A 26,207-nucleotide genomic window follows, 5' to 3' on the forward strand; every position below is an offset into this window, starting at 1 on the left:
CAATCAGTCACTGCGTTTGCAGGGGCAGCAGGCGCAGGCGAGTTCTGTTCGTATCAATCGTCAGCAACGCGCCTCCCAGCAATTCAGCGCTCATCTGACGAAGTCCGGAGACCACCTGGGTGCCGATCACTGCCGGACTCACGTCTTCGGCGCGGATCTGCACGACGCTCGGCTTCGTTCCCTGCGTCGCGGCAAGGATGGCGCTGAAGTCCAGATCATGGGTGAGCACAACGAGATCATGCTCGGCCGCGTAGGCCATGATTTGCCGATCCGGCGCATTTCGTGCCCCGACATCGGACCAGTGAGTTGCCGCAATGCCCGCATCGTTCAGCGCTGCGACCCAGCGCGGCGACAGATTCATGTCGACCAGCAGGCGCAGCGTGGTCACGGCGTCGACAACAGGACCTCGCGCTCCTCAGCCCGCCATGCGGCATAGCGCAACGCTTGCATGACGTCTTCACGTTCGAGATAGGGGTAGTCGGCCAATACGCCGTCGATGGTGTGGCCCGCGCCGATCTGGCCGACGATCATGCCGACCGTGACACGCAAGCCGCGGATGCAAGCCTTGCCGCCCATGACCTCGGGCTGCTGCGTGATGCGATCCAGGTGTCCCATAGTCGCTCCTTGGCCGTCGTCATTGGCGATACGAGACATGTTAGCCACTTTCAGGCACCGTTGAAGCGCTCAGGCCACCACCACCACCGGCACCTCCATCGCCGGCGGCGTATTGCGGCTGCGGCCGCAGCGCACGATGCCGTCGATCATCACCATGCCGACGCCGGGAATGTCGCCGAGTTGCACGCTCTCCAGCAGCGTCTTGCCGGCGGTGTGCTGGGCGCGGTCCATGAATACGAAGTCGGCGTCTCGGCCGGGCTCGATCAGGCCGCCGTTGAGTTGGCGGATGCGCGCGGTGTTGCCGGTGGCGAAGCAGAACACCAGCTCGGCCGGAATGCCGCCCAAGCTGGACAGCAGCGAGATCAGCCGCAGGATGCCCAGCGGCTGCACGCCCGAGCCAGCCGGCCCGTCGGTGCCCAGGATCACGCGGTGCGGGCACTTCAGCTGCATCGCGGCCTGCGCCGCGGCGATGGCGATCTTCTCGTTGCCGTTGTGCACGATCTCGATGGCGCGTGAACTCTTCTCGCACAGCTCGCAGACATCGCGCTCCGGCAGCGAGGTGTGGCCGCCATTGATGTGGCCGATGACGTCGGCGTCGGCCTCCAACACCACATCCTTGTCGATCAGCCCCGATCCGGGAATCGATGGTCCGCCGGTGTGGATCGTGCTCTGAATGCCCTGCTTGCGCGCCCAGGCCACCATCTGCTGCGCTTCGTAGCCGGCCTTCACCGAGCCCAGGCCCACTTCGCCGAGCAGCGAGACGCCGGCCGCCGCCAGGTCGATGAAGTCCTGCTCGACCATGCCCTTCTCGATCACCGGCGCGCCGGCGATCACCTTCACACCGCCAGGCCGGAAGTTGTCGAAGGCGCGCTGCGCGGTGATGGCCAGCGCCTTCAGGCCGACGATGTCTTTCGGCCGGCCGGGCAGGTGCACCTCGCCGGCCGACACCATGCTGGTGACGCCACCGTTCATCGTCGAATCGATCCAGCCGATCTGGTTCTGGCGCGGTGTCCAGTCGCCGAACACCGGGTGCACGTGGCTGTCGATCAGCCCCGGCGCCACGCAGGTCTGGCGCGCATCGATCACCGTCTTCGCATGGGCGGTGTCGAGATCCTTCTCGCGGCCGACCGCGACGATCACGCCGTCGTTCACGACGATGGTGTCGGCCTCGAGAATGGGCTGGTCGATGTCGCCCGACAGCAGCAGCCCGATGTTGCGGATCACGACCTTGCCGGAGGCTCCGGCGCTGGCGGCTTCAGCCATGTTGATCACTCCTTGCGGATGGCGCGTTGCACCGTGTCCATCACGGTGGTTTCCCAGTGCAGCAGCGCGGCCGGCGCTTCGAGGTCTTCACCGAGAAACGCCGACAGCGTGAAGCGGTTGGACAGGTAGAAGTAGCACAGACCGGCGACCATCAGGTACACATCCCGCGCCGCGACGTCGCTGCGGAACAGGCCGCGCTCGGCACCGCGCTGCAGCACGCGCGCCATCACGCCGATGGCCGGTGACGAGTACTCGCGCGCCCGTTCCGACTTCGCGATGTGCTTGCCGCGGTGCAGGTTCTCGGTGTTCAGCAGCGTGATGAACTCCGGGTGCTTCAGGTAATAGGTCCACATGAAGCGGATCACCGCGCGCAACGCCGCTTGCGGTTGGTCCTCGTCCAGCACCAGTTCCGATTCGGCCTCGTTGAAGCGGCGATAGATCTCCTCCAGCGCGGCGATGAACAGGCCTTCCTTGCTGCCGAAGTAGTAGTAGATCATCCGGTCGTAGGACTTCGCGGCCTTGGAGATCTGCTCGATGCGGCCGCCGGCATAACCATGCTTGGCGAACACCTTGATCGCCGCACGCAGGATGCCTTCACGCGTGGCCTGCGCGGCCAGTTGGCGCACACCGGGCTTGGGCTCGGGTTTGGCTTCGGGACTCTTTTTGTCAGCAGGCATGCAAGGAATCGGTGAAGACCAAGGCTTCTCAGTTCATGTAGTGGATGCTACATTGAGCCGTAGCGCCGGACAAGCAATGACTGAACACACCAAGACCGATGGATTGCCGGGCCTGGCCCTGCCGGAAGGCGCGCCGGCGGAGCCCGTGGTGCTGGAGCGTTCGCGCCCGCGCAACGAGCGCATGGCCGGCGGCAAGATCGAGTGCAATGCCTGCCCGGTGCTGTGCCAGATCAGCGAAGGCAAGAGCGGCGCGTGCGACCGCTATGCCAACCAGCAGGGCACGCTGATCCGCGTCGACCCGGTGCTGATCCTGCGCCGCACGGTGGGCCATGGCGATGCGCCGCTGGTGCCGTTTGCCGCTGGTGCGCAGGAAGAATGGGACGGCGACCTGCTGCACAGCAACGAGCTCTTCGTCACCGGCGTCGGCTCTTCGACCACCTACCCGGATTACAAACCCGCGCCCTTCATCGTCTCGTCCCAGGCCGACGGCGTGGACCTGGTCACCGTGGTCACCGAAGGCATCTTCAGCTACTGCAGCTTCAAGCTGAAGATCGACACCGACCGCTTCCTCGGCCCCGAGCGTGCCGAGGTGCGCTGCAAGGGCGAGGTGGTCGGCCATGTCACGACGATGGAATACGGCTCGCAGATGCTGTCGCTGGGCGGCGTGCACCACCTCACCGGCGGCAGCAAGAAGGAAGGCCGCATCACGCTGGAGGTGATGGCCGCGCTCGGCAACCGCGAGGCGGTGGACCTGTCGATTGACGGCGGCTCGCAGGTCATCGCGCAGGCCGGGCGGGCGCCCATCGTCAACGGTGTCGAGGAGCAGCGCATGCGCGTGGGCTGCGGCTCGGCCACGATCGGCATCTTCGCCAAGCAGCTGTTCGGCCTGGCCGACGAGGTGGTGGTGGTCGACGACCACATCACCGGCGTGCTCACCGAACACCAGGCGGGGCGCTGCCTGGACATGCGGCGCTCGGGCATTCGCATGAACGGCCGCAAGTCCACGCCGGGCCGCTACTTCCAGGTGGCCAATCCAGGCACCGGCTGGGGCGGCACCGATCTCAGCGAACCACTCAGCATCATCGAGCGCTGGGACGCCGATGTCGCCTGGCCCGGCCTGCGGCTGCTGATGACCTCCACCACCGGTGAACATGCCACCTGGTATGTGCTGGACGAGCAACTGCGGCCGGTCGAACAAGAGATGCCGGCGGCAGTGCGCAGCGTGGTGGACCGCATCGGCGAGAACTGCGAGCCTTCGCTGTGCTCGGTGCTGTTCCTCGGTGGCGCCGGCGGCAGCCTGCGCGCCGGTGTCACCGACAACCCAGTGCGGCTGACACGTTCGATCAAGCAGGCGCTGGTCAACGTCACTTGCGGCGGCGCGCCGGCCTATGTCTGGCCCGGCGGCGGCATCACCGTGATGGCCGATGTGCTGCGCATGCCCGAGCACAGCTTCGGCACGGTGCCGACACCGGCCATCGTCGCGCCGATCGAGTTCAGCATGCGGCTGGCCGACTACCAGGCGCTCGGCGGCCACATGGACCAGGTGCGCACGCTCGAATCTGCGCTGCGCGCCGGCGCCTGGCACAACGACGGCGCACCGCAGGCCCGGCGCTTCATCACCACCGCCGGCACCAACCCCTGGCCGCTGGGCCAGCCGCCGATGCTGGGATGACATGGCCCACCCCCGTAGCGCCTTCGGCGCCTCCCCCTCAAGGGGGCGCCGCCAGCGGCCCGGCGAAGCCGGCTCCGCGGCGTCCACTTGGCAACGATCCGGCCTCTGAGATGCAGGCCTTGCGCCACCCCCTGCCTGACGGCCGCTGGCACTTCCAGCACGGCCCGATCGACATCGTCATCGGTGCGGACGGCGAGCCGGCTGCCGTGCAGGCCGCGCACGAGGCCGCGTGGTCGCGCTTCTCCACGGTACTGGGTGAACTCGTGGCCGAGCTGCCGCTGCTGCGCCGCCAGGTTCAAGGCCCCTGCCCCTTGCGTGGCGTGATCGCGCAGCGCATGTGGTGCGCCTGCCGGCCGCACCACACCGAATTCATCACGCCGATGGCCGCAGTCGCCGGTGCGGTGGCGCAGGAGCTGATCGCGCCCTACGCCGTGCCGGGCATCCAGCGCGCCTGGGTCAACAACGGCGGCGACATCGCCCTGCACCTGGCTGCCGGCCAGAGCCTGCGCATCGGGCTGTTCGCCGACCTGGCGCGACTGGATGCCGCGCGACTCCCGCATGGCCTCGCGCTCGATGGCCGCTTCGTCATCGCTGCCGCGAGCCCCGTGCGCGGCATCGCCACCAGCGGCTGGCGCGGCCGCAGCTTTTCGCTCGGCATTGCCGACAGCGTGACGGTGCTGGCCACCACCGCCGCAGCGGCCGATGCCGCCGCGACGATGATCGCCAACGCGGTGGCGGTCGATGCGCCCGGCATCGAGCGCCAGCCCGCCAACACGCTGAAGGACGACAGCGACCTCGGTGAGCTGCCCGTCACCGTGCACGTGCCGCCGCTGTCGGTCGAACACCGACACGCCGCGCTGCAGGCCGGCCTGCAGCGGGCCCGGGACTTGCAAGCCCGTGGGCTGATCGTCGCGGCCGCGCTGGCCTGCCAGGGTGAGCTGGTGCTCACCGCCCTGCCCCCACCGATCACCGAACCCGAGCCCAGCCCGGAAGCCACACCATGATCGAGATCCGCCGCGTCTTCACGCAGCTTGAAGACATCCACCACGAGTTCGGCCCGCCGCCTGCGCAGCCGCAGCGCCGCGGCGCCATTGCCGCCGTGCTGAAGAACCCGTACGCCGGCCGCTACGTGGCCGACATCCTGCCGATGATGGACGCACTGCAGGATGTGGGTATCCAAATGGCACACCAGCTGCACCAAGCCATGGACGTGCCGGTCGCTCAGATCGAGAGTTATGGAAAGGGGTCCATCGTCGGCGCCGCCGGCGAGCTGGAGCATGGTGCGCTGTGGCATGTGCCCGGCGGCTATGCGATGCGCGAGCTGCTGGGCTGGCAGGGCGACGCCCAGGCCTACAAGGCCGGCAAGGCGGTGGCCGAGACGAATCAACCGGGCAATGCCCTGGCCATCGTGCCCTCGACCAAGAAGGTCGGCGGCCCGGGCACCGCGCTGGACGTGCCGCTGACCCACATCAACGCCAGCTATGTGCGCAGCCACTACGACGCGATGGAAGTGCGCGTGCCCGGCGCCCCGGCCGCCGACGAGCTGGTGTTCATCCTGGTGATGAGCACCGGCGCACGTGTGCATGCCCGGGTCGGTGGCCTGAAGGCCGCGGACATCTCGCAGTGGAATGGTTTGCGTTGAACCGAACAGGAAGATGAGCATGAACGCCAAGATCCGCAAGCTGATCGTCCAGATCGACGAAACCCGCATCGAGATGGGCCAGGCCGTGACGCCGCCGACGCGGCGCGCCGTGGCCATCGCGGTGATCCACAACCCCTATGCCGGACGTTACGCGGAGAACCTGGACGAGCTGGTCACCATCGGCGAGGAACTCGGCGGCCTGCTCGGCGAGAAGTGTGTGCAGGCCCTGGGCATCGAAGGCGGCCAGGCGCAGAGCTACGGCAAGGCAGCGATCGTCGGCGAAGCCGGCGAACTGGAACATGCCGCGGCCATCCTGCACCCCAAGCTCGGTGCGCCCTTGCGCAAGGTGCTGGACAAGGGCGCCGCGCTGGTGCCTTCGGCCAAGAAGCGCGGCACGCTGGGCACCGCCATCGATGTGCCGCTGGGCCACAAGGACGCGGCCTATGTGCGCAGCCATTTCGATGCGGTCGAAGCGCGCGTGGCCGATGCACCGCGGGCCGACGAGATCGTGGTGGCCGTGGCCGTCACCGACAGCGGCCGGCCGCTGGCTCGCATTGGCGGCCTGCAAGCCAGTGAAATCAAAGGCGAAGACGGCCTGCGCTGAGCGAACCACCGACCCATGGACTTCTCAGGTTTTGTCGTCCAGCTGTTGAACGGGCTGGCGGGCGCTTCGTCGCTGTTTCTGGTCGCCGCCGGGCTGTCGCTCATCTTCGGCGTTACGCGCATCGTCAACTTCGCGCATGGCTCGTTCTTCATGCTCGGCATCTATGTCGCGTACTGGCTGGCCGAACGTTTTGGCGGTGCGGGCTTCTGGGTCGCCCTGCCGCTGGCCGCCATCGCGGTGGGCGTGTTCGGCGCGCTGGTCGAGATGCTGCTGCTGCGGCGCATCTACCATGCCCCCGAACTCTTCCAGCTGCTGGCCACGTTTGCGCTGGTGCTGGTGATCAAGGACGCCGCGCTGTGGCTGTGGGGCCCGGAAGACCTGCTGGGCCCGCGTGCACCCGGTTTCACCGGCGCGGTGATGATCCTGGGCCGGCGCTTTCCCACCTACGACCTGCTGCTGATCGTCGTCGGCCCGCTCGTGCTGGGCCTGCTGTGGCTGCTGCTGACACGCACCCGCTGGGGCACGCTGGTGCGCGCCGCGACGCAGGACCGCGAAATGGTCAGCGCACTCGGCGTCAACCAGGCCTGGCTGTTCACAGCCGTGTTCACACTCGGCGCCACGCTGGCCGGCCTGGGCGGCGCGCTGCAGTTGCCGCGGGAGCCAGCCAACCTCGGCCTCGACCTGGTGACCATCGGCAACGCCTTCGTCGTCGTCGTCGTCGGCGGCATGGGCTCGATCCCCGGCGCCTATGTCGCGGCCTTGCTGATCGCCGAGATCAACGCGATGTGCGTCGGCATCGGCACGGTCGAGCTGTTCGGCATCCCGTTTGCGTTCTCGAAACTCACGCTGGTGGCCGAGTTCCTGGTGATGGCGGTTGTGCTGGTGGTGCGGCCCTGGGGCCTGATGGGCCGGCCGCAGAGCGTGTCCCGTCATGCCGGCCCGGTAGAGGCGCCGTTGCGGCCGGCGCCACGCAGTTGGTGGATGGTCGGCGCCGTGCTGATCGCCGCGCTGGCGCTGCTGCCGCTGTTGACCACGCAGTCGCCCTACCTCACGGTGCTGGCCATCGACCTGCTCACGGCCGCGCTGTTCGCGGCCAGCCTGCACTTCATCATGGGCCCGGCCGGCATGCATTCCTTCGGCCATGCGGCCTACTTCGGCCTCGGCGCCTATGCCGCGGCCTTGCTGGTGCGGCGCTTCGGGGTGCCGATGGAGTTGTCGCTGCTGCTGGCACCGCTGATCGCCGCGCTCGGCGCCTGGGTCTTCGGCTGGTTCTGCGTGCGGCTGTCGGGGGTCTACCTGGCCATGCTGACGCTGGCGTTTGCGCAGATCGTCTGGTCCATCGTGTTCCAGTGGGACGACGTCACCGGCGGCAGCAACGGCCTCACCGGCGTCTGGCCGGCGCCCTGGCTGGCTGGCAAGCAGGCCTACTACTACCTGGCCCTCGTGCTGGTCGGCGCCGGCGTGCTGATGCTGCGCCGCATGCTGCACGCGCCCTTCGGCCATGCGATGCGCGCCAGCCGCGATTCGCCGATGCGCAGCGATGCGATCGGCATCGACGTCAAGCGTGTGCAGTGGGTCGCCTTCATCGTCGCCGGCTTGTTTGCGGGGCTCGCGGGTTCACTGTTCGCGTTCTCGAAAGGCAGCATCTCGCCGGACAGCCTGGCCGTCGGCCGCTCGGTCGACGGCCTGGTGATGGTGCTGCTGGGCGGGCTGCAGACGCTGTCCGGCCCGCTGGTCGGCGCGGTCACCTTCACCTGGTTGCAGGACACCGTCGCGCGCAACACCGACTACTGGCGCGCCTTGCTCGGCGGCATCGTGCTGCTGCTGGTGCTGGTGTTCCCGATGGGCATTGCCGGCTTCGTGCAGCAGCGCCTGCAGCGCGCGGAGGTTCCGCGATGACGCTGTTGACCGTGACGAACCTGCGCAAGAACTTCGGCGGTAACCGCGCCGTCGACGATGTGAGCTTCACGCTCGCTGCCGGCGAACTGCTGGCGCTGATCGGCCCCAACGGCGCCGGCAAGTCGACCACCTTCAACATGGTCAACGGCCAGCTGCGCGCCGATGCCGGCTCGATCCGGCTGGGCGAACAAGAGCTGATCGGCAAGCCGCCGCGCGCCATCTGGCGCCTGGGCGTCGGCCGCACCTTCCAGATCGCCGAGACCTTCGGCTCGATGACGGTGCTGGACAACGTGCAGCTGGCGCTGCTCTCGGCCGACCACCAGGTGTTCTCGTTCTGGCGCCGGGCCACCGACTATCGGCGTGACGACGCGCTGGCGCTGCTGGCCCAGGTGGGCATGGCGGCGCAGGCCGAGCGGCCCTGCAGCGTGCTGGCCTACGGCGACATCAAGCGTGTGGAGCTGGCCATCGCGCTGGCCAATCAACCGAAGCTGCTGTTGATGGACGAACCCACCGCCGGCATGGCGCCCAAGGAACGCAACGAGTTGATGGCACTGACCAAGGATTTGGTGAAGCAGCGCGGCATCGGCGTGCTGTTCACCGAGCACAGCATGGACGTGGTGTTCGCGCAGGCCGACCGCATCATCGTGCTGGCCCGCGGCAAGCTGATTGCCGAGGGTGAGCCCCTGGCGATCCGCGAGCATCCCAAGGTGCAGGAGGTCTATTTCGGCACCGGCAAGACCTTCGAGAAGCCGGCGGGGGCCGTCGCATGAGCCCCGCCCGGCCGCCCGAAGGGGCTCATTCCCGCTTGGCGGGACCGGCCGCAGGCCGTAGGGTGCACCAATGAGCACCGACATCCTGCTGGAGGCCAAGGGGCTGAACACCTGGTATGGCGCCGCGCACATCCTCTACGGTGTCGACCTGCAGGTGCGGCGCGGCGAGGTGGTGGCCTTGATGGGCCGCAACGGTGCCGGCAAGTCGACCACGCTGAAGGCGCTGATGGGCATGCTCGACCAGCGGCGCGGCAGCGTGCAGTTCATGGGCCACGACATCAGCAAGCTGGCGCCGCACCAGATCGCACGGCTGGGCCTGGGTTACGTGCCGGAAGACCGCCGCATCTTCACCGACCTGAGCGTCACCGAGAACCTGGAGGTCGGCCGCCAGCCGCCACGCCAATGGGCGGACGGCAGCACCGCGCCGCTGTGGACGCCGGACAAGCTGTTCCAGCTGTTCCCCAACCTCGGCGAAATGCCCGACCGCCCTGGCGGCCGCATGAGCGGCGGCGAACAGCAGATGCTGACCGTCGCGCGCACGCTGATGGGCAACCCCTTCCTGGTGCTGCTGGACGAACCATCCGAAGGCGTCGCGCCGCTGATCGTCGAGCAGATGGCGCAGATGATCATTGCGCTGAAGGCGCAAGGCGTCAGCATCCTGCTGTCCGAGCAGAACATGCACTTCGCCGAACTGGTGTCCGACCGCGCCTATGTGCTGGAGAAAGGCCAGATCCGCCACCAGTCGACGATGGCCGAGTTGTCGGCCAACGAAGAAGTTCGCCGCGCCTACCTCAGCATGTGATGCCGGCCGAATCGCTAGCGCTCCATGTGAACGGCCAACTGCACACGCTGGCCGTGCCCCACGATGCGCCGCTGCTGCAGGTGCTGCGCAACGACCTGCAGCTCAACGGCCCGAAATACGGCTGCGGCCTCGGCGAGTGCGGTGCCTGCCTGGTACTGGTCGACGGCGTGCCGGCGCGCAGCTGCACGATCCCGGTGGCCGGCGTGGGCGAGCGCGACGTCACGACGCTGGAAGGCCTGCCCGGCCGTGCGGCTAGCGCCAATAGTTCCCATGGCGCCGGTGGTGCCGGTGCGACGCTGCATCCGGTGCAGCAGGCCTTCATCGACGCGCAGGCCGCGCAATGCGGCTATTGCCTGAACGGCATGATCCTCGCCACCGTGGCGCTGCTGGAACGCACGCCGCAACCCACGGATGCGCAGGTGCGCGCCGCACTGAGCCACAACCTCTGCCGCTGCGGCACGCACCTCGAGATCCTGCAGGCGGTGCAGCGCGCTGCGGCGCTGATGTCTTCCGGCACATCGCTGCCATGACGCTGCGCGCCGAGCAGCCCCGCAGCCGCGCCGACTTCCGCGCCGCGTCCGGCGTGCTGCTGATCACCCGCATGCCCCCGCCGCCGCTGCCGCCCGCACCGGGACAGCCGGCCGCCGTGCCGGCCGATCCGGCCGAAGGACCCGAGATCCTGATCGCCATGTGGGACGACAGCAGCGCCACCGCGCTGAACGGCCATGTCGACCTCGGCACGGGGCTGCGCACGGCACTGGCCCAACTGGCCTGCGAAGAGCTCGACCTGCCGCTGGACCAGCTGGTGATGCTGCTGGGCCACACCGCCAGCGCGCCGAACCAGGGCGCGACGATTGCCAGCGCATCGATCCAGATCCACGCCGCGCCGCTGCGCCAGGCCGCCGCGCAGGCCCGCGCCTGGCTGCTGGCCGAAGCGGCGGCGCGCTGGCAGCTGCCAGTCGAAGCGCTGGAGACGGCCCAAGGCCAGGTGTGCAGCCGCACTGATCGAAGCTTGTCGATGTCTTATGGCGATCTGCTGCAAGACCGCCATGTCGAACTGTCGCTCACAGCCGATACGGCGCTGAAAGCAATCGCCGAGCACCAGCTCGTCGGCCAGTCGATCCCGCGCCTGGACATCCCCGCCAAGGCCCGCGGCGACGCGGTGTTCGTGCACGACCACCGCCTGCCCGGCATGCTGCACGGCCGCGTCGTGCGACCGCCCTATGCCGGCGTCGATGCCGGAGACTTCGTCGGCACTTCGCTCGAAGCGGTGGACCGCGACTCGATCGCCCACATCCCCGGCATCGTCGAACTCGTCGTGATCGGCGACTTCATCGGCCTCGTCGCCGAGCGGGAAGACCAGGCCGAAGCCGCGCAGCGCGCGCTGGTCGTGCGCTGGAAACCGTCGACCCCCTTGCCGCCGCTGGACGACCTGGCGCAGGCGCTGAGCGCGAACCCGGCCACCCGCCGCGTGCTGGTCGACGAAGGCGATGTCGACGCTGCGTTGAGCGGCGCCGCGCAGCGCCTGACGCGCGACTATGTCTGGCCCTACCAGCTGCATGCATCCATCGGCCCATCCTGCGCCGTTGCGCATTGGCAGGGCAGTGGGCTCGAGGTCTGGGCCGGCACGCAGAACCCGCATGTGCTGCGCGCCGACCTGGCCCGGCTGACGGGGCTGGCCGATGTGCAGGTGAACGTGATCCGGCTCGAAGCCGCCGGCTGCTACGGCCGCAACGGCGCCGACGACGTGGCGGCCGATGCGGCGCTGCTGTCGCGCGCGGTGGGCCGGCCGGTGCGTGTGCAACTCACCCGCGAACAGGAACACGCCTGGGAACCCAAGGGCGCGGCGCAGCTGATGCAGGTGGACGGCGGGCTGGACGCCCAGGGCGCCCCGCTGGCCTATTACTTCCAGACCCGCTATCCGTCGAACGGCGCGCCAACGCTGGCGCTGCTGCTGACCGGCACGATCGCGCCCAGCGCCACGGCCTACGAGATGGGCGACCGCACGGCGCGGCCGCCGTATGCCTATGCCGCGCAGCGCATCGTCGCGCACGACATGGCGCCGATCCTGCGTGCATCATGGCTGCGCGGCGTCTCGGCCTTGCCGAACACCTTCGCGCATGAAAGCTACATCGACGAACTGGCCAGCGCCGCAGGCGTCGACCCGGTGGCCTACCGGCTGCGCCACCTGCCTGACGAACGCGCCGCCGAACTGGTTCGCGCCACGGCCGAACGGGCCGGCTGGCGGCCGCACACCGCGCCGCAACAGCAGCCGGCCAGCGGCCCCTGGCTGCAAGGCCAGGGCTTCGCCCATGCGCGCTACATGCACAGCAAGTGGCCGGGCTTCGGCGCGGCCTGGGCAGCCTGGGTGGCCGATGTGGAAGTGCACCGCGAGACCGGCGAGGTGCATGTCAAGCGCGTCGTCGTCGGCCACGATGCGGGGCTGATGGTCAATCCCGCCGGCGTGCAACAGCAGGTACACGGCAACGTGCTGCAGACCACCAGCCGTGCGCTGAAGGAGCGTGTGGCGCTTGATCCGCAGAGCCAGCTGCCCGTCAGCCGCGAATGGGGCAGCTACCCCATCCTCAGCTTCCGCGAGGTGCCGGTGGTCGAGGTGATGCTGAAGCCGCGCCCCGGCGAAGCGCCGTTGGGCGCCGGTGAATCCTCGTCGGTGCCCGGCACGGCCGCCATCGCCAATGCGATCTTCGATGCGACCGGCGTGCGTTTTCGGCAACCGCCGTTCACGCCGGAGGTGGTGCGCGCGGCGCTGAACCCCCTGCCGGCGCCCGCCGCTGCCGTGCCGGCTGCGCTGCAGCCCACGCAGTCAGCGCCGCTGCCGCTGCCGACCACCGCCCGGCCACCGCGCCGCAGATCGTGGCTGGCCCGCGGCCTGGCGTTGGCCGGTGGCCTGCTGGCGGCCGGCGCGGCGCTGCTGGGTTGGCGTCCGACGATCGCGCCGGTCCACGCCAGCAGCGGCGCGTCGGTCTACAGCACCGAGGCCATCGCCCGCGGCCGCCAGCTGGCCGCGCTGGGCAACTGCGCCATCTGTCACACGGCGCCCGGCGGCGTCACGAACGCCGGCGGCCGCCGGCTCGAAACGCCCTTCGGCACCATCGTCAGCACCAACCTGACGCCCGACGCCGACACCGGCATCGGCCGCTGGTCGTTCAGCGCCTTCCAGCGGGCGATGCGCGAAGGCATTTCACGCGATGGCCGGCACCTCTACCCGGCCTTCCCCTACACCGCCTTCGCCAAGACCAGCGACGATGACCTGCAGGCGCTCTACGCCTATCTGATGGCGCAGCCCGCGGTAGCGAACACCGTGCCGGCCAACGCGCTGCGCTTCCCGTTCTCGCTGCGGCCGCTGATGGCGCTGTGGAACCCGCTGTTCCACGACGCCGCGCCCTATCGCCCGGAGCCGGCGCAGTCAGCCCCCTGGAACCGCGGCGCCTACCTGGTCAACGGCCTCGGCCACTGCAGCGCCTGCCACACGGAGCGCAATGCCCTGGGCGCCGAAGCCGGCGGCCCGCGCTTTCTCGGCGGCGCGATGGTCGACGGCTGGGAAGCGCCAGCCCTGAGCGCGCTGTCGCGCGCGCCGCTGCCGTGGACCGAGCAGGCTTTCTTCGACTACCTGCGCCGCGGCCACAGCGCCGAGCATGGCGTGGCCGCCGGCCCGATGGCGCCGGTGATCCGCGACCTCGCCGCGCTGCCGGACGAGGACATCCGCGCGATGGCGCATTACCTGGCCAGCTTCAATCCGGCGCCCGTGGCCGGCACGGCCACAGGTGGACAAGTGGTAGCCGGCACGGCCACAGCCGGGCAGGTGATGGCCGGCACGGCCACAGCTGGGCAAACGATGGCCGGCACGCCCACGGCCGCGCAGCTGACCGCCGATGCCGCCGCCCGGGCGCCGATGCCCTCACCGGCCCAGCGCCTGTTCCAGGGCGCCTGCGGGGCCTGCCATCACGACGGCGACGGCCCGGCGGTGCTGGGCCGCAACATCCCGCTGGCCTTGAGCAGCAAACTGCACAGCGACCAGCCCGACAACCTGATCCGCGTGATGCTCGACGGCATCCGCGAGCCGGCGCATCCCGAGATCGGCTTCATGGCCGGCTTCCGCGACGCGCTGGATGACCGCCAGATCGCCGCGATGGCAAGCTACATGCGCCAGCGCTTCGCGCCGGACAAGGCGCCCTGGGCAGCGTTGCAACAGCGCAGCGCGGAACTTCGACAAAGTGTCACGGGAGTGGCCCTACCGTAGCGCTGGCGCCACCAACGGCCGGATGCGGCGCTGCACAATGGGCAGCGTTGAGTCTCCCGGTTCACTGTTGAAGTGAAACCCCCCACGCTCGCTTCGCACGCTGCCCCCCGAGGGGGCGCCCAGTCCTGAGATGGCCTCGTCACTCGCCACGCGTCGGTCGCCGTGGAAGCGCTTCGGCCCTTGGGCCCTGGCCGCCGTGCTGCTCACGATCGTGCTCGGCCTGGTCTGGTTCGTGGTCGACGAAGTGAAAACCTCGCGCCGCCAGGCGGCCTGGCTGAGCGGCCTGGTGCCCGAGCTGCACTTTGAGCTGAAACCGGGCCCGAGCCCGGCCATCCGCTTCCCTGGCGCCGGTCCCTTCGACGAACGGCTCGGCTATCGCCGGCTGCCCGAAACGGTGCAACGCCTGACCGGCCAGGGCTTCACCATCGCCGCCCAGGCGCGCATGTCACCCAAGATGATCGAACTCGTCGACCGGGGCTTGTTCGCGCCCTACCGCGAGAAGACGCAGGCCGGGCTGAGCCTGCGCGACTGCCGTGGCCAGACTCTGGCCGCGGCCCGCTACCCCGAACGCCGCTACGAGCGTTTCGAAGCGGTACCGCCGCTGCTGGTGGATGCGCTGCTGTTCATCGAGAACCGCGATCTGCTGGATGCGCGCCGTCCGCTGCGCAACCCGGCCGTCGAGTGGGACCGCTTCGGCAAGGCCATCGCTGACCAGGCCCTGCGCCAGCTTGACGAGTCGCACGCCGCGGCCGGCGCCAGCACGCTGGCGACGCAGATCGAGAAGTACCGCCATTCGCCCGAAGGCCGCACCGGCCGGGCCAGCGAGAAGCTGCGCCAGATGGCCTCGGCCTCGCTGCGCGCCTACCTCGACGGCGAGAACACGCTGGCGCGGCGCCGCGAAATCGTCGTCGACTACCTCAATACCGTGCCGCTGTCGGCCCAGGGCGGATTCGGCGAAGTCAACGGCATCGGTGACGGCCTGTGGGCCTGGTACGGCCGCGACTTCGCGGAAGTCAACCGCCTGCTGCTGGCACCGGTGGCCGACGGCGGCCCGCCGCTGCCGCAGCGCCGCGCCCTCGCCTTCAAGCAGGCGCTGGTCCCGCTGCAGGCCCTGGCCTTCAAACAGGCGCTGGCGCTGATGGTGGCGCAGCGCCGGCCGTCCTACTACCTGGCCGAAGGCGAGCCCGCGCTGCGCCAGCTGACCGACAGCTACCTGCGCGTGATGGCCGATGCCGGCGTCATCACGCCCGGCTTGCGCGACGCCGCGCTGCCGCTGACGCTGACGCTGCAAACCGAGTTCAACGTCGCGCGGCCGGCCTCCTTCGTCGCACGCAAGGCGGCGAATTCGGTGCGCGGCCGGCTGCAAACGCTGCTGGCGGTGCCGCGCTCCTACGACCTCGACCGCCTCGACCTGACGGTGGACAGCCCGCTGGACGGCGAGGTGCAGCGCGCCGCCACGCTGCTGCTGCGCGGCCTGGGCGACCCGGCGGCGGCTCGCGCGGCCGGGCTCTACGGCTTCCGGCTGCTGAGCGAAGGCGACGACACCAGCAAGATCATGTTCAGCTTCACGCTGTTCGAGCGTGGCGAGCACAGCAACCTGCTGCGCGTGCAGACCGACAACTTCGACCAGCCCTTCGACCTCAACGAAGGTGTGCGCCTGGACCTCGGCTCCACCGCCAAGCTGCGCACGCTGATCAGCTACCTGGAACTGGTGGCCGTGCTGCACCAGCGCTGGAACGGCCTGTCGGCCGAGCAGCTCGCCGCGCTGACCATCGGCAGCCGCGACGCCTTGAGCCGCTGGGCGCGCGACCACCTGGCGCGCAGCATCGACAAGAGCCTGCCGGCCATGCTCGATGCGGCGATGGAACGCAGCTACTCGGCAAGTCCGCACGAGGGCTTCTTCACCGGCGGCGGGCTGCACCATTTCGACAACTTCGAGCCCGAGGACAACGGCCGCACGATGAGCGTGCGCGAAGCGCTCACCCGCTCGGTGAACCTGGTCTTCATCCGCATGATGCGCGACGTCGTGCAGCATGTGCTGGCGCGCGGCGACAGCACCAGCGCGGCGTTGCTCGACGACCCGACGAACCCGCAGCGCCAGCAGTACATCGCGCGTTTCGCCGACAAGGAAGGGCGTGTGTTCATCGCCCGCTTCCACCGCAAATACGCCGGCAAGTCGGCGCAGGAGGCCGAGAACCTGCTGGTGCACAACGCCCGGCCCACGCCGACACGCCTGGCCGCCACGTTCTACGGCCTGCGGCCCGAGGGCAGCCTGGAGCAGCTGCAGGCCTTCATCGAGCGGCACCTGCCCAACGCCGACCTGTCCGACGCGGCGCTGCAGAGCCTGCGCAGCAAGTTCGGCCCCGGCCTGTGGTCATTGGCCGATCGCGGCTACCTGGCCGGCCAGCACCCGCTGGAGCTGTGGCTGGTGGCCTACCTGCACCAGCACCCCCAAGCCACGCGCAGCGAAGCGGTGGCGGCCAGCGTGGCGCAGCGGCAGGAAACCTACCAGTGGCTGTTCAAGACCCGCCACAAGGGCGCGCAGGACGCGCGCATCCGCAACCTGCTTGAAGTGGATGCCTTCGTCGAGATCCACAAGGCCTGGCGGCGGCTGGGTTATCCCTTCGAATCGCTGACGCCCTCGTACGCCAGCGCGCTCGGCGCTTCAGGCGACCGGCCCGCGGCGCTGGCCGAGCTGATGGGCATCATCGTCAACCGCGGCATGCGCCTGCCGGTGACGCGCGTGGGCGCGCTGCGCTTCGCTCAGGGCACGCCCTATGAAACCCAGCTGGCTTACCAGCCGAACCAGGCCGAACGTGTGCTGCAGCCCGAGATCGCCGACGTGCTGCGCCGCGCGCTGATCGGCGTGGTGGAAAAGGGCACGGCCAAGCGGCTGCAGGGATCGCTGGTGCGCCGCGACGGCAGCGTGGTGGAGATCGGCGGCAAGACCGGTACCGGCGACCACCGCTTCGACACCTACGGGCGCGGCGGCCAGGTTCTCTCGTCACGCATCGTGAACCGCTCGGCCACCCTGGTCTTCCTGATCGGCGAGCGCCACTTCGGCACGGTGATGGCCTTCGCGACCGAACCCTACGCGGCGAACTACAAGTTCACCAGCGCCCTGCCCGCGCAGTTGCTGAAAGTGCTGACGCCGGCCCTGCTGCCGCTGGTGGACGGCGACAGCTGCGCTGCCGCGCCGCAGGAGCCCGGCTCGGGCGGGCCGAAACACAACGCGACACGCTGACGGCGGGGCGACTCAGCGGTGCGCGCTGCGGCGCGGGGCCGGGACCGACTGGCTTCTGGCGGGGCTCCCAACGCCCATCAGCGTCGCGCTGCTCGGCGACCACAGATCGCCGGGCATCGTCAACAGCTGCGTCGGCAGCATCATCTCGTCGTGCGGGCCGCGCACGGCCGTCGTGATGCCCGGATCGGCCTGTTCGAGGTCGAGCAACTCGCGCACGGCCCGGCTGGCCTCGACCCCGGGAAAGGCCAGCTCGCCCCGCAGCAGGCCCTCGGCGCGCTGGCGCTCGACCTGCTCCCGTGCCGCCTGGAAATGGGCGAAGAACTGCTTCGGCGTCCATGGCTTCGACACGTAGCGGAAGACATCGACCTGGCGCTGATCTTCCACCACGCGGGCCAGGTCCGAGGGGCCCAGCAGCATCATCCGCACCGCGTTGGGCTGGATCTGCCGGGCCGCGCCGAGCAGGTCGACACCGTCCATGCCGGGCATGTGCAGATCGCTGACCAGCAGATCGAAGGGCGCGACCCGCAGGCGCTGCAGCGCTTCCTGCGGATCGGTGCAGGTGCTGACGATCACGGTGTCGCCGAAGTGCAGCACGAGCTTGCGGCCGACGAGCTCGAGCACGCCGGCATCCGCCCCCACGACCAGGACCTTGTGCGCGCGTGCGGCCCGGCGACGCTCGGGCACCGGCACCCTGCGGCCGGCCCGCAGCATGGCCTCGGCCTGCTCGGCCGGCACCGGGGCGCTGAAGTGAAAGCCCTGGAACTGGTCGCAGCCGTTGGCCGCCAGCAGTTCAAGCTGCGCTTCGTTGGCGACGCCCTCGGCCACCACCTTCATGCCGAGCTGGTGCGTCATCGCAATGATGGCGCGCACGATCGGCAGCGCCTCGCTGCTGCCGGTGACGCCGGGCACCAGCGATCGATCGATCTTCACCACGTCCACCGGCAGTCGCCGCAGGTAGCTCAGGCTGGAGCTGCCGGTCCCGAAATCGTCGAGCGCAATCTCCACGCCCAGGCTGCGCAAGCGGCGGAGCTGGGCCACGGCCGGCGCCATGTCCTGCATCTGCATCGTTTCGGTCAGCTCCAGCCCCAAGCGGCGCGGCTCCAGGCCGGTTTCGGCCAGCAGCCGCTCGATCCGCGTCGCCAGGTTGCCGCCGGGCCCGTCTTGCAGCAACTGGCAGCTCGACACATTGACCATCATGCGCACCGCGGGCAGCCCCTGGCGCTGCCACTTGCGGGCCACCAGGCAGGCGCGGCGCAAGACCCAGTCGCCGATCATGCCGATCAGACCGGTCCGCTCGGCCACCGGGATGAAGCGGTCCGGGCTGACCGCACCGAGCTGCGGATGGTCCCAGCGCAGCAGCGCCTCGACACCGACGATGTCGCCGCTGTCGACCGCCACCTGCGGCTGGTACACCAGATGCAGCTGCTCGAGGCGGATGGCATCCTGCAGCGCTGCCTTGAGCACGGCATGGTCGTCGTCGGGATCGACGGCATGGGGCGCCAGCCCCGTGTCGTCGCCGCGGCCGCGCTCGCCGGCTTCGCAGCCGGACAGCACCAGCACGGCGACCTGGCCGCTGTCGTCGAACATCGGGCAGAGCACGAATTCGACATCGACCAGACCGCTGCGAAGGGTCTTGACCGGGGCGAGAAAGCGGCTGGATTCGCCGCGCCGGCCGGCATCGAGCGCGCGCTGCAGCGGCTGCGACCCCTGTCGCGCCGGCTGCCACCAAGGCGTCTGCGCCACCGGGCGGCCGACCGCTTCGCCGGCCCGCGCGCCGACCGCCTCGAGTGCCGCGCTGTTGGCATGCATCAGCGTGCCGTCGACCGAGAGCAGCACGACGAGCATCGACGGGTTGAGGCTGTCGACAAGCGACGCCCAGTGGGGCGTGCTGTGAAACTCCTGGGTCATGGGAGGGCGTCCTTCGGATGCTGACAAGGGGGACCGCTCAGGCTGCGGCCTGCTGCTGGTTCAATGAACATCAGCCCCGTCAGTTTAGGCACTAGCGCACGGCAGCGAAGCCACAACTGCGGGGCAAACAACGGCCAATTGGCGCGGCCATCGTGAACTCCCCACACCGACCCTGCCATGTGCCTCGACGCCGTGTCCACGACATCTCGACGCGGGGTGAAGGAGGTCTCAACCCCAGCGCGTGTTGTCGTCCACCTCGATGCGCTGCAAGCCCTCATCGGCCGCATCGGGCCAGGGGCTCAAGGCCTCTTCGACGACCTCGGCCCAGCCGCGGCCAGCCCCGGACCGGGCCAGTTCGGTCTCGCGCTGCGTGATCAGGCCGTCCAGATCCACCGCGGCACGGCGGGGCAGGCGGTCCGTCGAGCGCTGGTGCGTGTGGCCCAGGTGCACGCCGATCTGCTCGCAGAGCGACTTGAACAGCTGAGACACACGCGTGGGCGACACCTTCAGCGATCGCGCCAGCTCGATCGGCGTCAGGCCGACGCCCAGATAGGCGTCGATCACCTGGCGCTCGCGTTCGGGCAGCGTCGCGAAGAATTTCTCCAGCCGCCGCAGCAGCATGCCGGTGTCGACGCGGGCCTCGACTTCGTCCTTGGCCGTGGCCGGCTCGGCCGTCGGATGCATCTCGTCCGACTCGCCACCGTCGTCGAGGCTGACCGTGTAGCCCGAACGCGCAGCGAGTTCCAGGTCGAAGATTTCTTCGCCGCTCATGCCGCAGGCGTGGCCGAGTTCTTCGGTGGTGGGCTCGTTGCCGTGGCTGGCGCGCCAGCGCTCGCGGGCCAGCTCCATCGCCTTCACCTTGCGGCGTTGCGAACGTCCCAGGTGGTCGCGCTGCCGCAACTCATCGAGCATGGCCCCTTTGACGCGCATGCGTGCATAGCGCACGAAGGCGTCTCGCGCCTCTTCGGTTTCCTTGTCGCCTTCCCACTTGAAGGACAAGGAGGCTTGTGCCACGGCAATCAGCCCGGCCTGGATGAGGTCGGCCTTTTCGACATTCGAGGGCAGGTGCCGCATCAGGCTCTGCGCCTGTTGGCGGACCCAGGACTGGTTGCGCAGAATCAGCGACGAAGGCACGCCGTGCATCGAGATCATGGGGACTCCGCGCCAAGCGGCCGCGGGCCAGCGCCAACAGGCTGGCCGGTGACTGCATCGTCATGAGTGGTCTTGTGCATGCACTCCTCTTGTGCCCGCTGGCGATGCCTGCGAGCCCGAGCCCATTGAAGCAGGCCGCCGCCGCCATGGCAAGCCCGCATGTGCAATGCGGCAGGCCATGATTCGCAACGCGTCGAAACATCCAGAACTCCCCGCAAGCGCCAGTGGGAAAAGACCGACAGCAAGCCGACAACGCGGTCGGCGACAATCCGTTGCAGAACACTTTCATCGGTCCGTGACCATGACGCCCGCGACCGATTCCCCTGCAGTGCCCGGCGCTGGTGCGTGCCAGTTCAGCCGCCATGCCGATGTCGCGCAGGCGCTGCACGATCCGCGGCTGGTGCTGTCGGGTCCCGGGGGAACGGATGCCGCGGCCCATCTCGCGGTGCGCGCCGCGATCGAGCAGCTGCTGACGCCGACACGCCTGGCGTCGTGGCGCGACGGCTTCACCGCGCACGCGCAGGCGCTGATCGGCGCGCTGCCCGAAGGCGTGCCGGTCGATCTGGTGAGCGCGGTGGCCGAACCCTGGTCGCTGGAAGTGGCGCTGGTCGTCACCGGTGCGCCAAGGAACGAGGCGGCGGCCTGTCTCGGGCTGGCACGCCGGCTGTTCGTGGCGGCGGCAGCGGCCACCGACGGCGCACCGGCCGCCGACGCGCTGGCCGCCGCGGCGCCGCTGGCGCAGCTGCTCTCGGGCCCGGCGGCGCGGCAGGACGGCATGGCCGATGTGCAGACCTTCGTGGCGCTGTCGCAGACGCTGCCGGCCTTGCTGGCCGGCGCATGGCTCGCGCTGCTGCGTCAGCCCGAGGCGCTTGCCGCGCTGCGCTCGTCGCCGCAAGGCGTTGCACGATCGGTCGGTGAACTGCTCCGGCTGGGCAGTCCGGCGCACGCCATCTTTCGGCAGGCGGCCGAGGATGTCGACATCGGCGGCACGCCGCTGCGGCGCGGCGATCAGGTCGCCCTGCTGCTGGCGGCCGCCAATCGCGACCCGGCGCGTTTTGCCGACCCCGAACGGCTCGATTGGGCGCGCGATGCGTCGGCGCAGCTCGGCTTCGGCGCCGGGCTGCATCGCTGCGCCGGAGCGTCGCTGGTGCGCATGGCGGTGATCATCGCCACCGAGGCGCTGCTGGCGCACGGTGGCACGCTCACTTTGTTGGATAGCGACGACTCGGCGCTGGTCTGGCGCGGCGGGTTTGCGCTGCGCGCGCCGGCATCGCTGCCGGTCGTGAGGCGCACACGCGCTTGACCCGCCGCGGCGCGACAGCCGGGCCACCCGTCCCAGCGCAGGTTCGACAAGCCAGCTGTCCGGGGCTAGCGCCGTGTCACCGTCAAGGCGCTGGAGACGGTGCGCGACTGCCAGGTGGCGCTGATCGACACCTGCTGGTTGCGGTTCACCTTGACGGTGCTGACGGCGAAGCTCGCCGTCTTGGCCCCGGCGGGCACCAGCACGTTGGCCGGCACGCTGGCCACGCCGGTGACCGACGAGCGCAGCGCCACCGCGGCACCGCCAGCCGGCGCCGCGGCGCTGAGCGTGACGGTGCCGGTGGACGCCTGGCCGCCCACCACGCGTGTTGGCGCCAGTGTGACGGTGCTGAGGCTGGGCGCCGCCGCGGGCTGGATGCTGAGCGTGGCCGTCTTGCTCACGCCGCCCCAGCTGGCGGTGATGGTGGCCGATGTGAGCGTCCCCACGACGCTGGTGGTGATCGCAAAGGTCGCGCTGCTGGCACCGGCGCTCACCGCCACCGTCGCCGGCACCACCGCGGCCGCCTGATTGGAGGCCAGGCTCACCACGGCGCCGGCCGCCGGTGCCGGCGCGCTCAGGCTCACGGTGCCGGTGGCGCCGCTGCCGCCGACCACGCTGGCAGGCTGCACGCCCACGCCGGCCAGCGCCGGCGCCGTGCCCACCGGGTTCCAGCCGAGCTGGATCACCTCGAAATCGCTGGCGCTCAACAGCCTGAACGCCGGGTTCAGGATGTCGTTGTTCCAGCGCGTGTCGAAAGTCCCGCTGATGTACATGTCCGAGCCGTTGTCGGCCACGATCAGACCGTGCCGCTGCATCGCGCGGAAGATCTTCTGCATCTGCGGGTCGTTGCTGCGCAGCGCCGGGTCCTGGCCGTTGACGCTGGCCTTCAGCCGCAGCCGCGCGCCCATCGGCAAGGCCCCGGCCGTGCTGCCGGCGCGGTGCGAGGCCGGCCAGACATAGCCGTTGGTGGCCCGCACCGTCACCCGCAGCGCGTGGCCGATCTCGGTCAGCGCCGGGTTGTAGACCTCGTCGTGGCGCACCAGACCGGGAAAGATCGCCAGGCCGGCGGCGTCGGCCGAAGTCCAGCCGGCCGGTCGGCGCGCATTGCCGTTCATGTCGAAGAAGGCGCCCGAGCCGCCAAACCAGCGGCCCTTGCTGGCGTCGTACCAGACGTTGTAGAGCTCGTACAGCTGGTTGTTCGTGCAGTCGACCATCAGCAGGTGGCGGTCGCTGCTGCTGCGCTGGTCGACGTTGGCCGGCGCGCCGCCTTCGACCCAGTGCGGCTGGGTGATGGACTGCGTGGGGATCGGGTAGAACGGCAGCCCCACGCCGGTGGCGGGATCGACACCATCGCTTTCATCCGCGTACTGGAAGCTCACTGCCGACTTGATCTGGCTGCCATCGACCACGGCATACGGGATGCCATAGATGGCGACGCTGCCGGGCGATTCTTCACCGCCGAAATCGGGATGCAGCGTGCGCGTGCCGCCGTTGTTGATGAAGCTGATGAAGGCGGCCGAGTTGGCATCGACCGGCGCGCTGCGCACATCCAGGTTCCACCAGTTGTCCACCGGGAACACCGGCGTGCTGCCGCGCACTGCCGCGCCCTGCAGCGGCAGCGCCGCCGTCGGGCAGACCACGCTGCCGGCCGAGGCATCGAGCGCCGCGACCAGCAGGCCCGACAGCACAAGGTGCCGCATCTTCGTCATCATCGTCATCGCACCACCTCCGCACAGGCCTGCTTTGTGCCAGCAAGCCGCGGCGCGCGGGGTGTCCAGCAGTAAAGCTTGTCCCGGGCCATCGATCGCGGGAATGGTTCACGATGTGGGCCAGCCGGCGCCGTATAGCGCGCCGCTACGCGCTGCGTCAATCGAGCGTGATGCTGGCGCGCTGCGCGATGTCCTTGAACTCGGCCATCTCCTTGCGGATGAGCTGCTGGAACGCTTCGCGACCCAGCATCGCCGCATCCAGGCCGTTCGCGGCCAGGGTCTTGCGGACCTCCGTGTCGGCCATCACGGCGGTGAGTTCCTGCGTCAGGCGGGACAGCACCGCCTCGGGCGTCTTCGCCGGCGCCACCAGGCCGTACCAGCTGACCAGCGAAGCCTTGGCCAAGCCGGCCTCGGCATAGGTGGGCACTTCGGGCAGCAGCTCCGAACGCTTGTCGCCGGTGACAGCCAGCGCCTTCAGCTTGCCGGCGCGCACATGCGGCGCGCCCGCGGCCACCGTGTCGAAGGTGAAGGCCACTTCGCCGCCGATCAGCCCGGTGAGCGCCGGCGCACTGCCCTTGTAGGGGATGGCGGTGAACTTCACATGAGCGGCGTCGGCCAGCATCGCGCCCGCAAAGTGCGGGCCGGAGCCATTGCCGAAGGTCGCGAACATCAGGCCGTCCGGCGTGGCCTTGGCGCGCTTGAGCAGCTCGTCCGTGCTCGCAGCCTGCGCCGCGGGGCTGGCCAGCAGCACCAGCGGGGCCTTGGCCACCACCGCGATGTGCGAGAAGCTCGCCAGCGGGTCGTAGGGCAGGCCCGCGCGCAGCGCCGGCACGATCGAATAGGTCGACGAGCCTGACAGCAGCAGCGTGTAGCCGTCCGGTGCAGCCTTGGCAACCGCACCCGCACCGATGGCCGTGGCCGCACCCGGCTTGTTCTCGACGACCACCGCCTGCCCGAGGCGGGCCGCCAGCTTGACCGCCACCAGGCGCGCGACGATGTCGGTGCCGCCGCCGGGCGGGAACGGGACCACCAGCGTGACGGCCTTGCTCGGGTAGCTTTGCGCGGCCGCCGGGGGCAGCACCGCGACAAGGGCCGCGGCAGCCATGGCCAGCAAGGAAACGGGTTTCATGGGCAGTTCTCGGACAAAGGAAGAGAGAGGGCGTGGTGCGGAATCAAGCCGTCAGGACCTGGCCTCGCACGCCACGGCGCGTGCGTCCATCAGCGCCGCGGCCCGTGCAGTCCGCAGCGCTGCGCCGGACTCGCCGAGGTCCCAGAACAGGCCAGCCATGACGGCCAGGCCTTCACGCGCCACCGAGGCCAGCAGGTGCTCGTTCGGCGCATGCTGGGCGCAGGCGGGATAGGAGTGCGGCACCCACAGCGTGGGCAGGCCCAGCAGGCCGGCGAAGATGTCGTTGGGCAGCGAGCCGCCGAGGTTGGGCAGCAGCGCCGGCCGGCGCCCGGTGGTGCGTGCGATCGAGTCCATCGCCCAGGCGACCCAGGCGTCGTCCGGATCGAGGCGGGTCGCCTCGGCGCTGGCGCCGAAGTGCAGCTCCACCTGGCCGAAGCCGGCCGCGTCCAGGTGGGCGCGCAGCGCGGGCGCGATGTCGTCCAGCCGGGTACCAACGACGAAGCGCAGCTGGCACCACACCTGGGCCCGGCCGGGAATCGCGCCAACCGGCTGCGCGGGGTTGCCCGCGCTCATGGCCAGCACCTCCAGGCTGTTCCAGCCGATCACGCGTTGGGCCGGCGTGAGACCTGGCTCGCCCCAGTGCGCATCGATGCGCGGATCGTCCTCACCACCGCCGACCTCGATGTCCTCGAGCGCCCGCGTCACCGACGCCGGGATGGCCGCCGGCCGCAAGGCCTCGACCCGGATGCGCCCACGTTCATCGACCAGGCTGGCGACGGCGTTGGCCAGCACCACCGCCGGGTTGGCGAGCAGGCCGCCCCAGTTGCCCGAGTGGTAGGAGCGTTCACGCAGCGGCAGCCGCAGCTCGAAATTGAGGGCCCCGCGCGAGCCCAGGAACAGCGTTGGCCGCTCGGCCTGCACGCGCGGCCCGTCGCTGGCCAGGAACAGGTCGGCCCGCAAGGCCTCGCGATGCTGTTCGCAGACCTCGCGCAGGCCGGGCGAGCCGGCTTCTTCGCCCATCTCGACCAGCAGTTTGACGTTGAAGCCGAGCCGGCCGGCCCGCGCGGCGATCACCTGTTCGAGCGCGGCCAGGTTGATGCTGTGCTGGCCTTTGTTGTCGGCGGTGCCGCGGCCGTACCAGCGGTCGCCCTCCACCGTCAGCGCCCAGGGCGCGAGGCCGTCGCGCCACTGCGCAGCGTGGCCGCGCACGACATCGCCATGGGCATACATCAGCACGGTGGGCAGCGCGGGGGACTCGATGCGCTGCGCGATCAGCATCGGCAGCCGCGCGTCGACCGGATTGGCCACGCGCTGCACGGCAAAGCCCAGCGGCGCCAGCGCCGGTGCGATCTCGTCGTCCAGGTAGGCCTGCAGCGCCGGCGCCGCCTGGTCGGCGTTCTCGCTTTCGGTGGCGCAGCGCACGCGCCGCGCCAGCGTGGCGGCGAACGCGCCGGAATCGATCACGCGCTGGGCGCGCGCCACGGCAAGGGCTCGGCTCATGGTCTGTTCTTGCAGGTCGGCGGTGGGGGTTTTGCGGGCGGCGCAGGCGCCCGGGCACAA

Annotated in this window: 20 protein-coding genes; 11 read left to right on the plus strand and 9 right to left on the minus strand. The window is 69.9% G+C overall.

The features are described 5' to 3' along the window. Window positions 1-7 precede the first annotated feature (7 nt). Genes VLK61_RS17860 through VLK61_RS17875 form a run of 4 tightly spaced genes read right to left on the minus strand, consistent with a single transcriptional unit; the run spans window position 8 to window position 2,555 of the window. Entirely contained in the window at window positions 8-388 is a 381-nt protein-coding gene (locus VLK61_RS17860) for a DUF5615 family PIN-like protein (protein WP_325422968.1), read from the minus strand. Continuing rightward, window positions 385-654, minus strand: coding sequence for a DUF433 domain-containing protein (locus tag VLK61_RS17865; protein WP_325422969.1), 270 nt, complete (start codon window positions 652-654; stop codon window positions 385-387). The genes VLK61_RS17860 and VLK61_RS17865 overlap by 4 nt, the downstream gene beginning before the upstream one ends. 30 nt (window positions 655-684) lie before the next feature. After that, window positions 685-1,878 (minus strand): amidohydrolase family protein, encoded by a 1,194-nt coding sequence (locus VLK61_RS17870; RefSeq protein ID WP_325422970.1) that lies wholly within the window; start codon window positions 1,876-1,878, stop codon window positions 685-687. Window positions 1,879-1,883: 5 nt separating this feature from the next. Beyond that, window positions 1,884-2,555, minus strand: coding sequence for a TetR family transcriptional regulator (locus VLK61_RS17875; protein WP_325422971.1), 672 nt, complete (start codon window positions 2,553-2,555; stop codon window positions 1,884-1,886). A gap of 76 nt (window positions 2,556-2,631) precedes the next feature. Between VLK61_RS17875 and VLK61_RS17880 the strand changes: the two genes are divergently transcribed. The 10 genes from VLK61_RS17880 to VLK61_RS17925 all read left to right on the plus strand — a co-directional run bounded on the left by VLK61_RS17880 (window position 2,632) and on the right by VLK61_RS17925 (window position 17,449). After that, the gene (locus VLK61_RS17880) at window positions 2,632-4,227 is read left to right on the plus strand and encodes a 6-hydroxynicotinate reductase (protein ID WP_325422972.1); all 1,596 of its coding nucleotides are present in this window, start codon (window positions 2,632-2,634) and stop codon (window positions 4,225-4,227) included. A gap of 110 nt (window positions 4,228-4,337) precedes the next feature. Then, entirely contained in the window at window positions 4,338-5,231 is an 894-nt protein-coding gene (locus VLK61_RS17885) for a UPF0280 family protein (protein ID WP_325422973.1), read from the plus strand. Beyond that, complete coding sequence (locus tag VLK61_RS17890) at window positions 5,228-5,869, plus strand: amino acid synthesis family protein (RefSeq protein WP_325422974.1); 642 nt, start codon at window positions 5,228-5,230, stop codon at window positions 5,867-5,869. Before VLK61_RS17885 ends, VLK61_RS17890 begins: the two co-directional genes overlap by 4 nt. Before the next feature lie 19 nt (window positions 5,870-5,888). Next, complete coding sequence (locus tag VLK61_RS17895) at window positions 5,889-6,473, plus strand: amino acid synthesis family protein (protein ID WP_325422975.1); 585 nt, start codon at window positions 5,889-5,891, stop codon at window positions 6,471-6,473. A gap of 15 nt (window positions 6,474-6,488) precedes the next feature. Continuing rightward, on the plus strand, window positions 6,489-8,372 hold the full coding sequence (locus VLK61_RS17900; RefSeq protein WP_325422976.1) for an ABC transporter permease: 1,884 nt from the start codon (window positions 6,489-6,491) through the stop codon (window positions 8,370-8,372). Next, window positions 8,369-9,142, plus strand: coding sequence for an ABC transporter ATP-binding protein (locus VLK61_RS17905; protein ID WP_325422977.1), 774 nt, complete (start codon window positions 8,369-8,371; stop codon window positions 9,140-9,142). The genes VLK61_RS17900 and VLK61_RS17905 overlap by 4 nt, the downstream gene beginning before the upstream one ends. 70 nt (window positions 9,143-9,212) lie before the next feature. Further along, window positions 9,213-9,944 (plus strand): ABC transporter ATP-binding protein, encoded by a 732-nt coding sequence (locus tag VLK61_RS17910; RefSeq protein ID WP_325422978.1) that lies wholly within the window; start codon window positions 9,213-9,215, stop codon window positions 9,942-9,944. Further along, the gene (locus tag VLK61_RS17915) at window positions 9,944-10,474 is read left to right on the plus strand and encodes a (2Fe-2S)-binding protein (RefSeq protein ID WP_414636828.1); all 531 of its coding nucleotides are present in this window, start codon (window positions 9,944-9,946) and stop codon (window positions 10,472-10,474) included. Before VLK61_RS17910 ends, VLK61_RS17915 begins: the two co-directional genes overlap by 1 nt. Then, window positions 10,471-14,205: a molybdopterin cofactor-binding domain-containing protein gene (locus VLK61_RS17920; RefSeq protein WP_325422980.1), complete on the plus strand. Its 3,735-nt coding sequence runs from the start codon at window positions 10,471-10,473 to the stop codon at window positions 14,203-14,205. The genes VLK61_RS17915 and VLK61_RS17920 overlap by 4 nt, the downstream gene beginning before the upstream one ends. Before the next feature lie 130 nt (window positions 14,206-14,335). After that, window positions 14,336-17,449, plus strand: a complete 3,114-nt coding sequence (locus VLK61_RS17925; protein WP_325422981.1) for a transglycosylase domain-containing protein — start codon at window positions 14,336-14,338, stop codon at window positions 17,447-17,449. 12 nt (window positions 17,450-17,461) lie between these two features. On the opposite strand, the gene VLK61_RS17930 is transcribed toward VLK61_RS17925, so the two are convergent. Both VLK61_RS17930 and VLK61_RS17935 read right to left on the minus strand, forming a co-directional pair. Beyond that, the gene (locus tag VLK61_RS17930) at window positions 17,462-19,357 is read right to left on the minus strand and encodes an EAL domain-containing protein (protein ID WP_325422982.1); all 1,896 of its coding nucleotides are present in this window, start codon (window positions 19,355-19,357) and stop codon (window positions 17,462-17,464) included. 228 nt (window positions 19,358-19,585) lie between these two features. After that, window positions 19,586-20,509: a sigma-70 family RNA polymerase sigma factor gene (locus tag VLK61_RS17935; RefSeq protein ID WP_325422983.1), complete on the minus strand. Its 924-nt coding sequence runs from the start codon at window positions 20,507-20,509 to the stop codon at window positions 19,586-19,588. Window positions 20,510-20,810: 301 nt separating this feature from the next. On the opposite strand from VLK61_RS17935, the gene VLK61_RS17940 reads away from it, so the two are divergent. Continuing rightward, entirely contained in the window at window positions 20,811-21,812 is a 1,002-nt protein-coding gene (locus tag VLK61_RS17940; RefSeq protein ID WP_325422984.1) for a cytochrome P450, read from the plus strand. A gap of 65 nt (window positions 21,813-21,877) precedes the next feature. Here the strand turns inward: VLK61_RS17940 and VLK61_RS17945 are convergent, their stop codons facing one another. The 3 genes from VLK61_RS17945 to VLK61_RS17955 all read right to left on the minus strand — a co-directional run bounded on the left by VLK61_RS17945 (window position 21,878) and on the right by VLK61_RS17955 (window position 26,147). Continuing rightward, window positions 21,878-23,527, minus strand: coding sequence for a hypothetical protein (locus VLK61_RS17945; protein WP_325422985.1), 1,650 nt, complete (start codon window positions 23,525-23,527; stop codon window positions 21,878-21,880). Between the two features lie 148 nt (window positions 23,528-23,675). After that, window positions 23,676-24,647, minus strand: a complete 972-nt coding sequence (locus tag VLK61_RS17950) for a Bug family tripartite tricarboxylate transporter substrate binding protein (RefSeq protein WP_325422986.1) — start codon at window positions 24,645-24,647, stop codon at window positions 23,676-23,678. A gap of 51 nt (window positions 24,648-24,698) precedes the next feature. Beyond that, window positions 24,699-26,147, minus strand: a complete 1,449-nt coding sequence (locus VLK61_RS17955; RefSeq protein ID WP_325422987.1) for a M20 family metallopeptidase — start codon at window positions 26,145-26,147, stop codon at window positions 24,699-24,701. Between the last annotated feature and the right edge of the window lie 60 nt (window positions 26,148-26,207).

This window comes from Aquabacterium sp., from assembly GCF_035476535.1.
GTDB lineage: Bacteria > Pseudomonadota > Gammaproteobacteria > Burkholderiales > Burkholderiaceae_C > Pseudaquabacterium.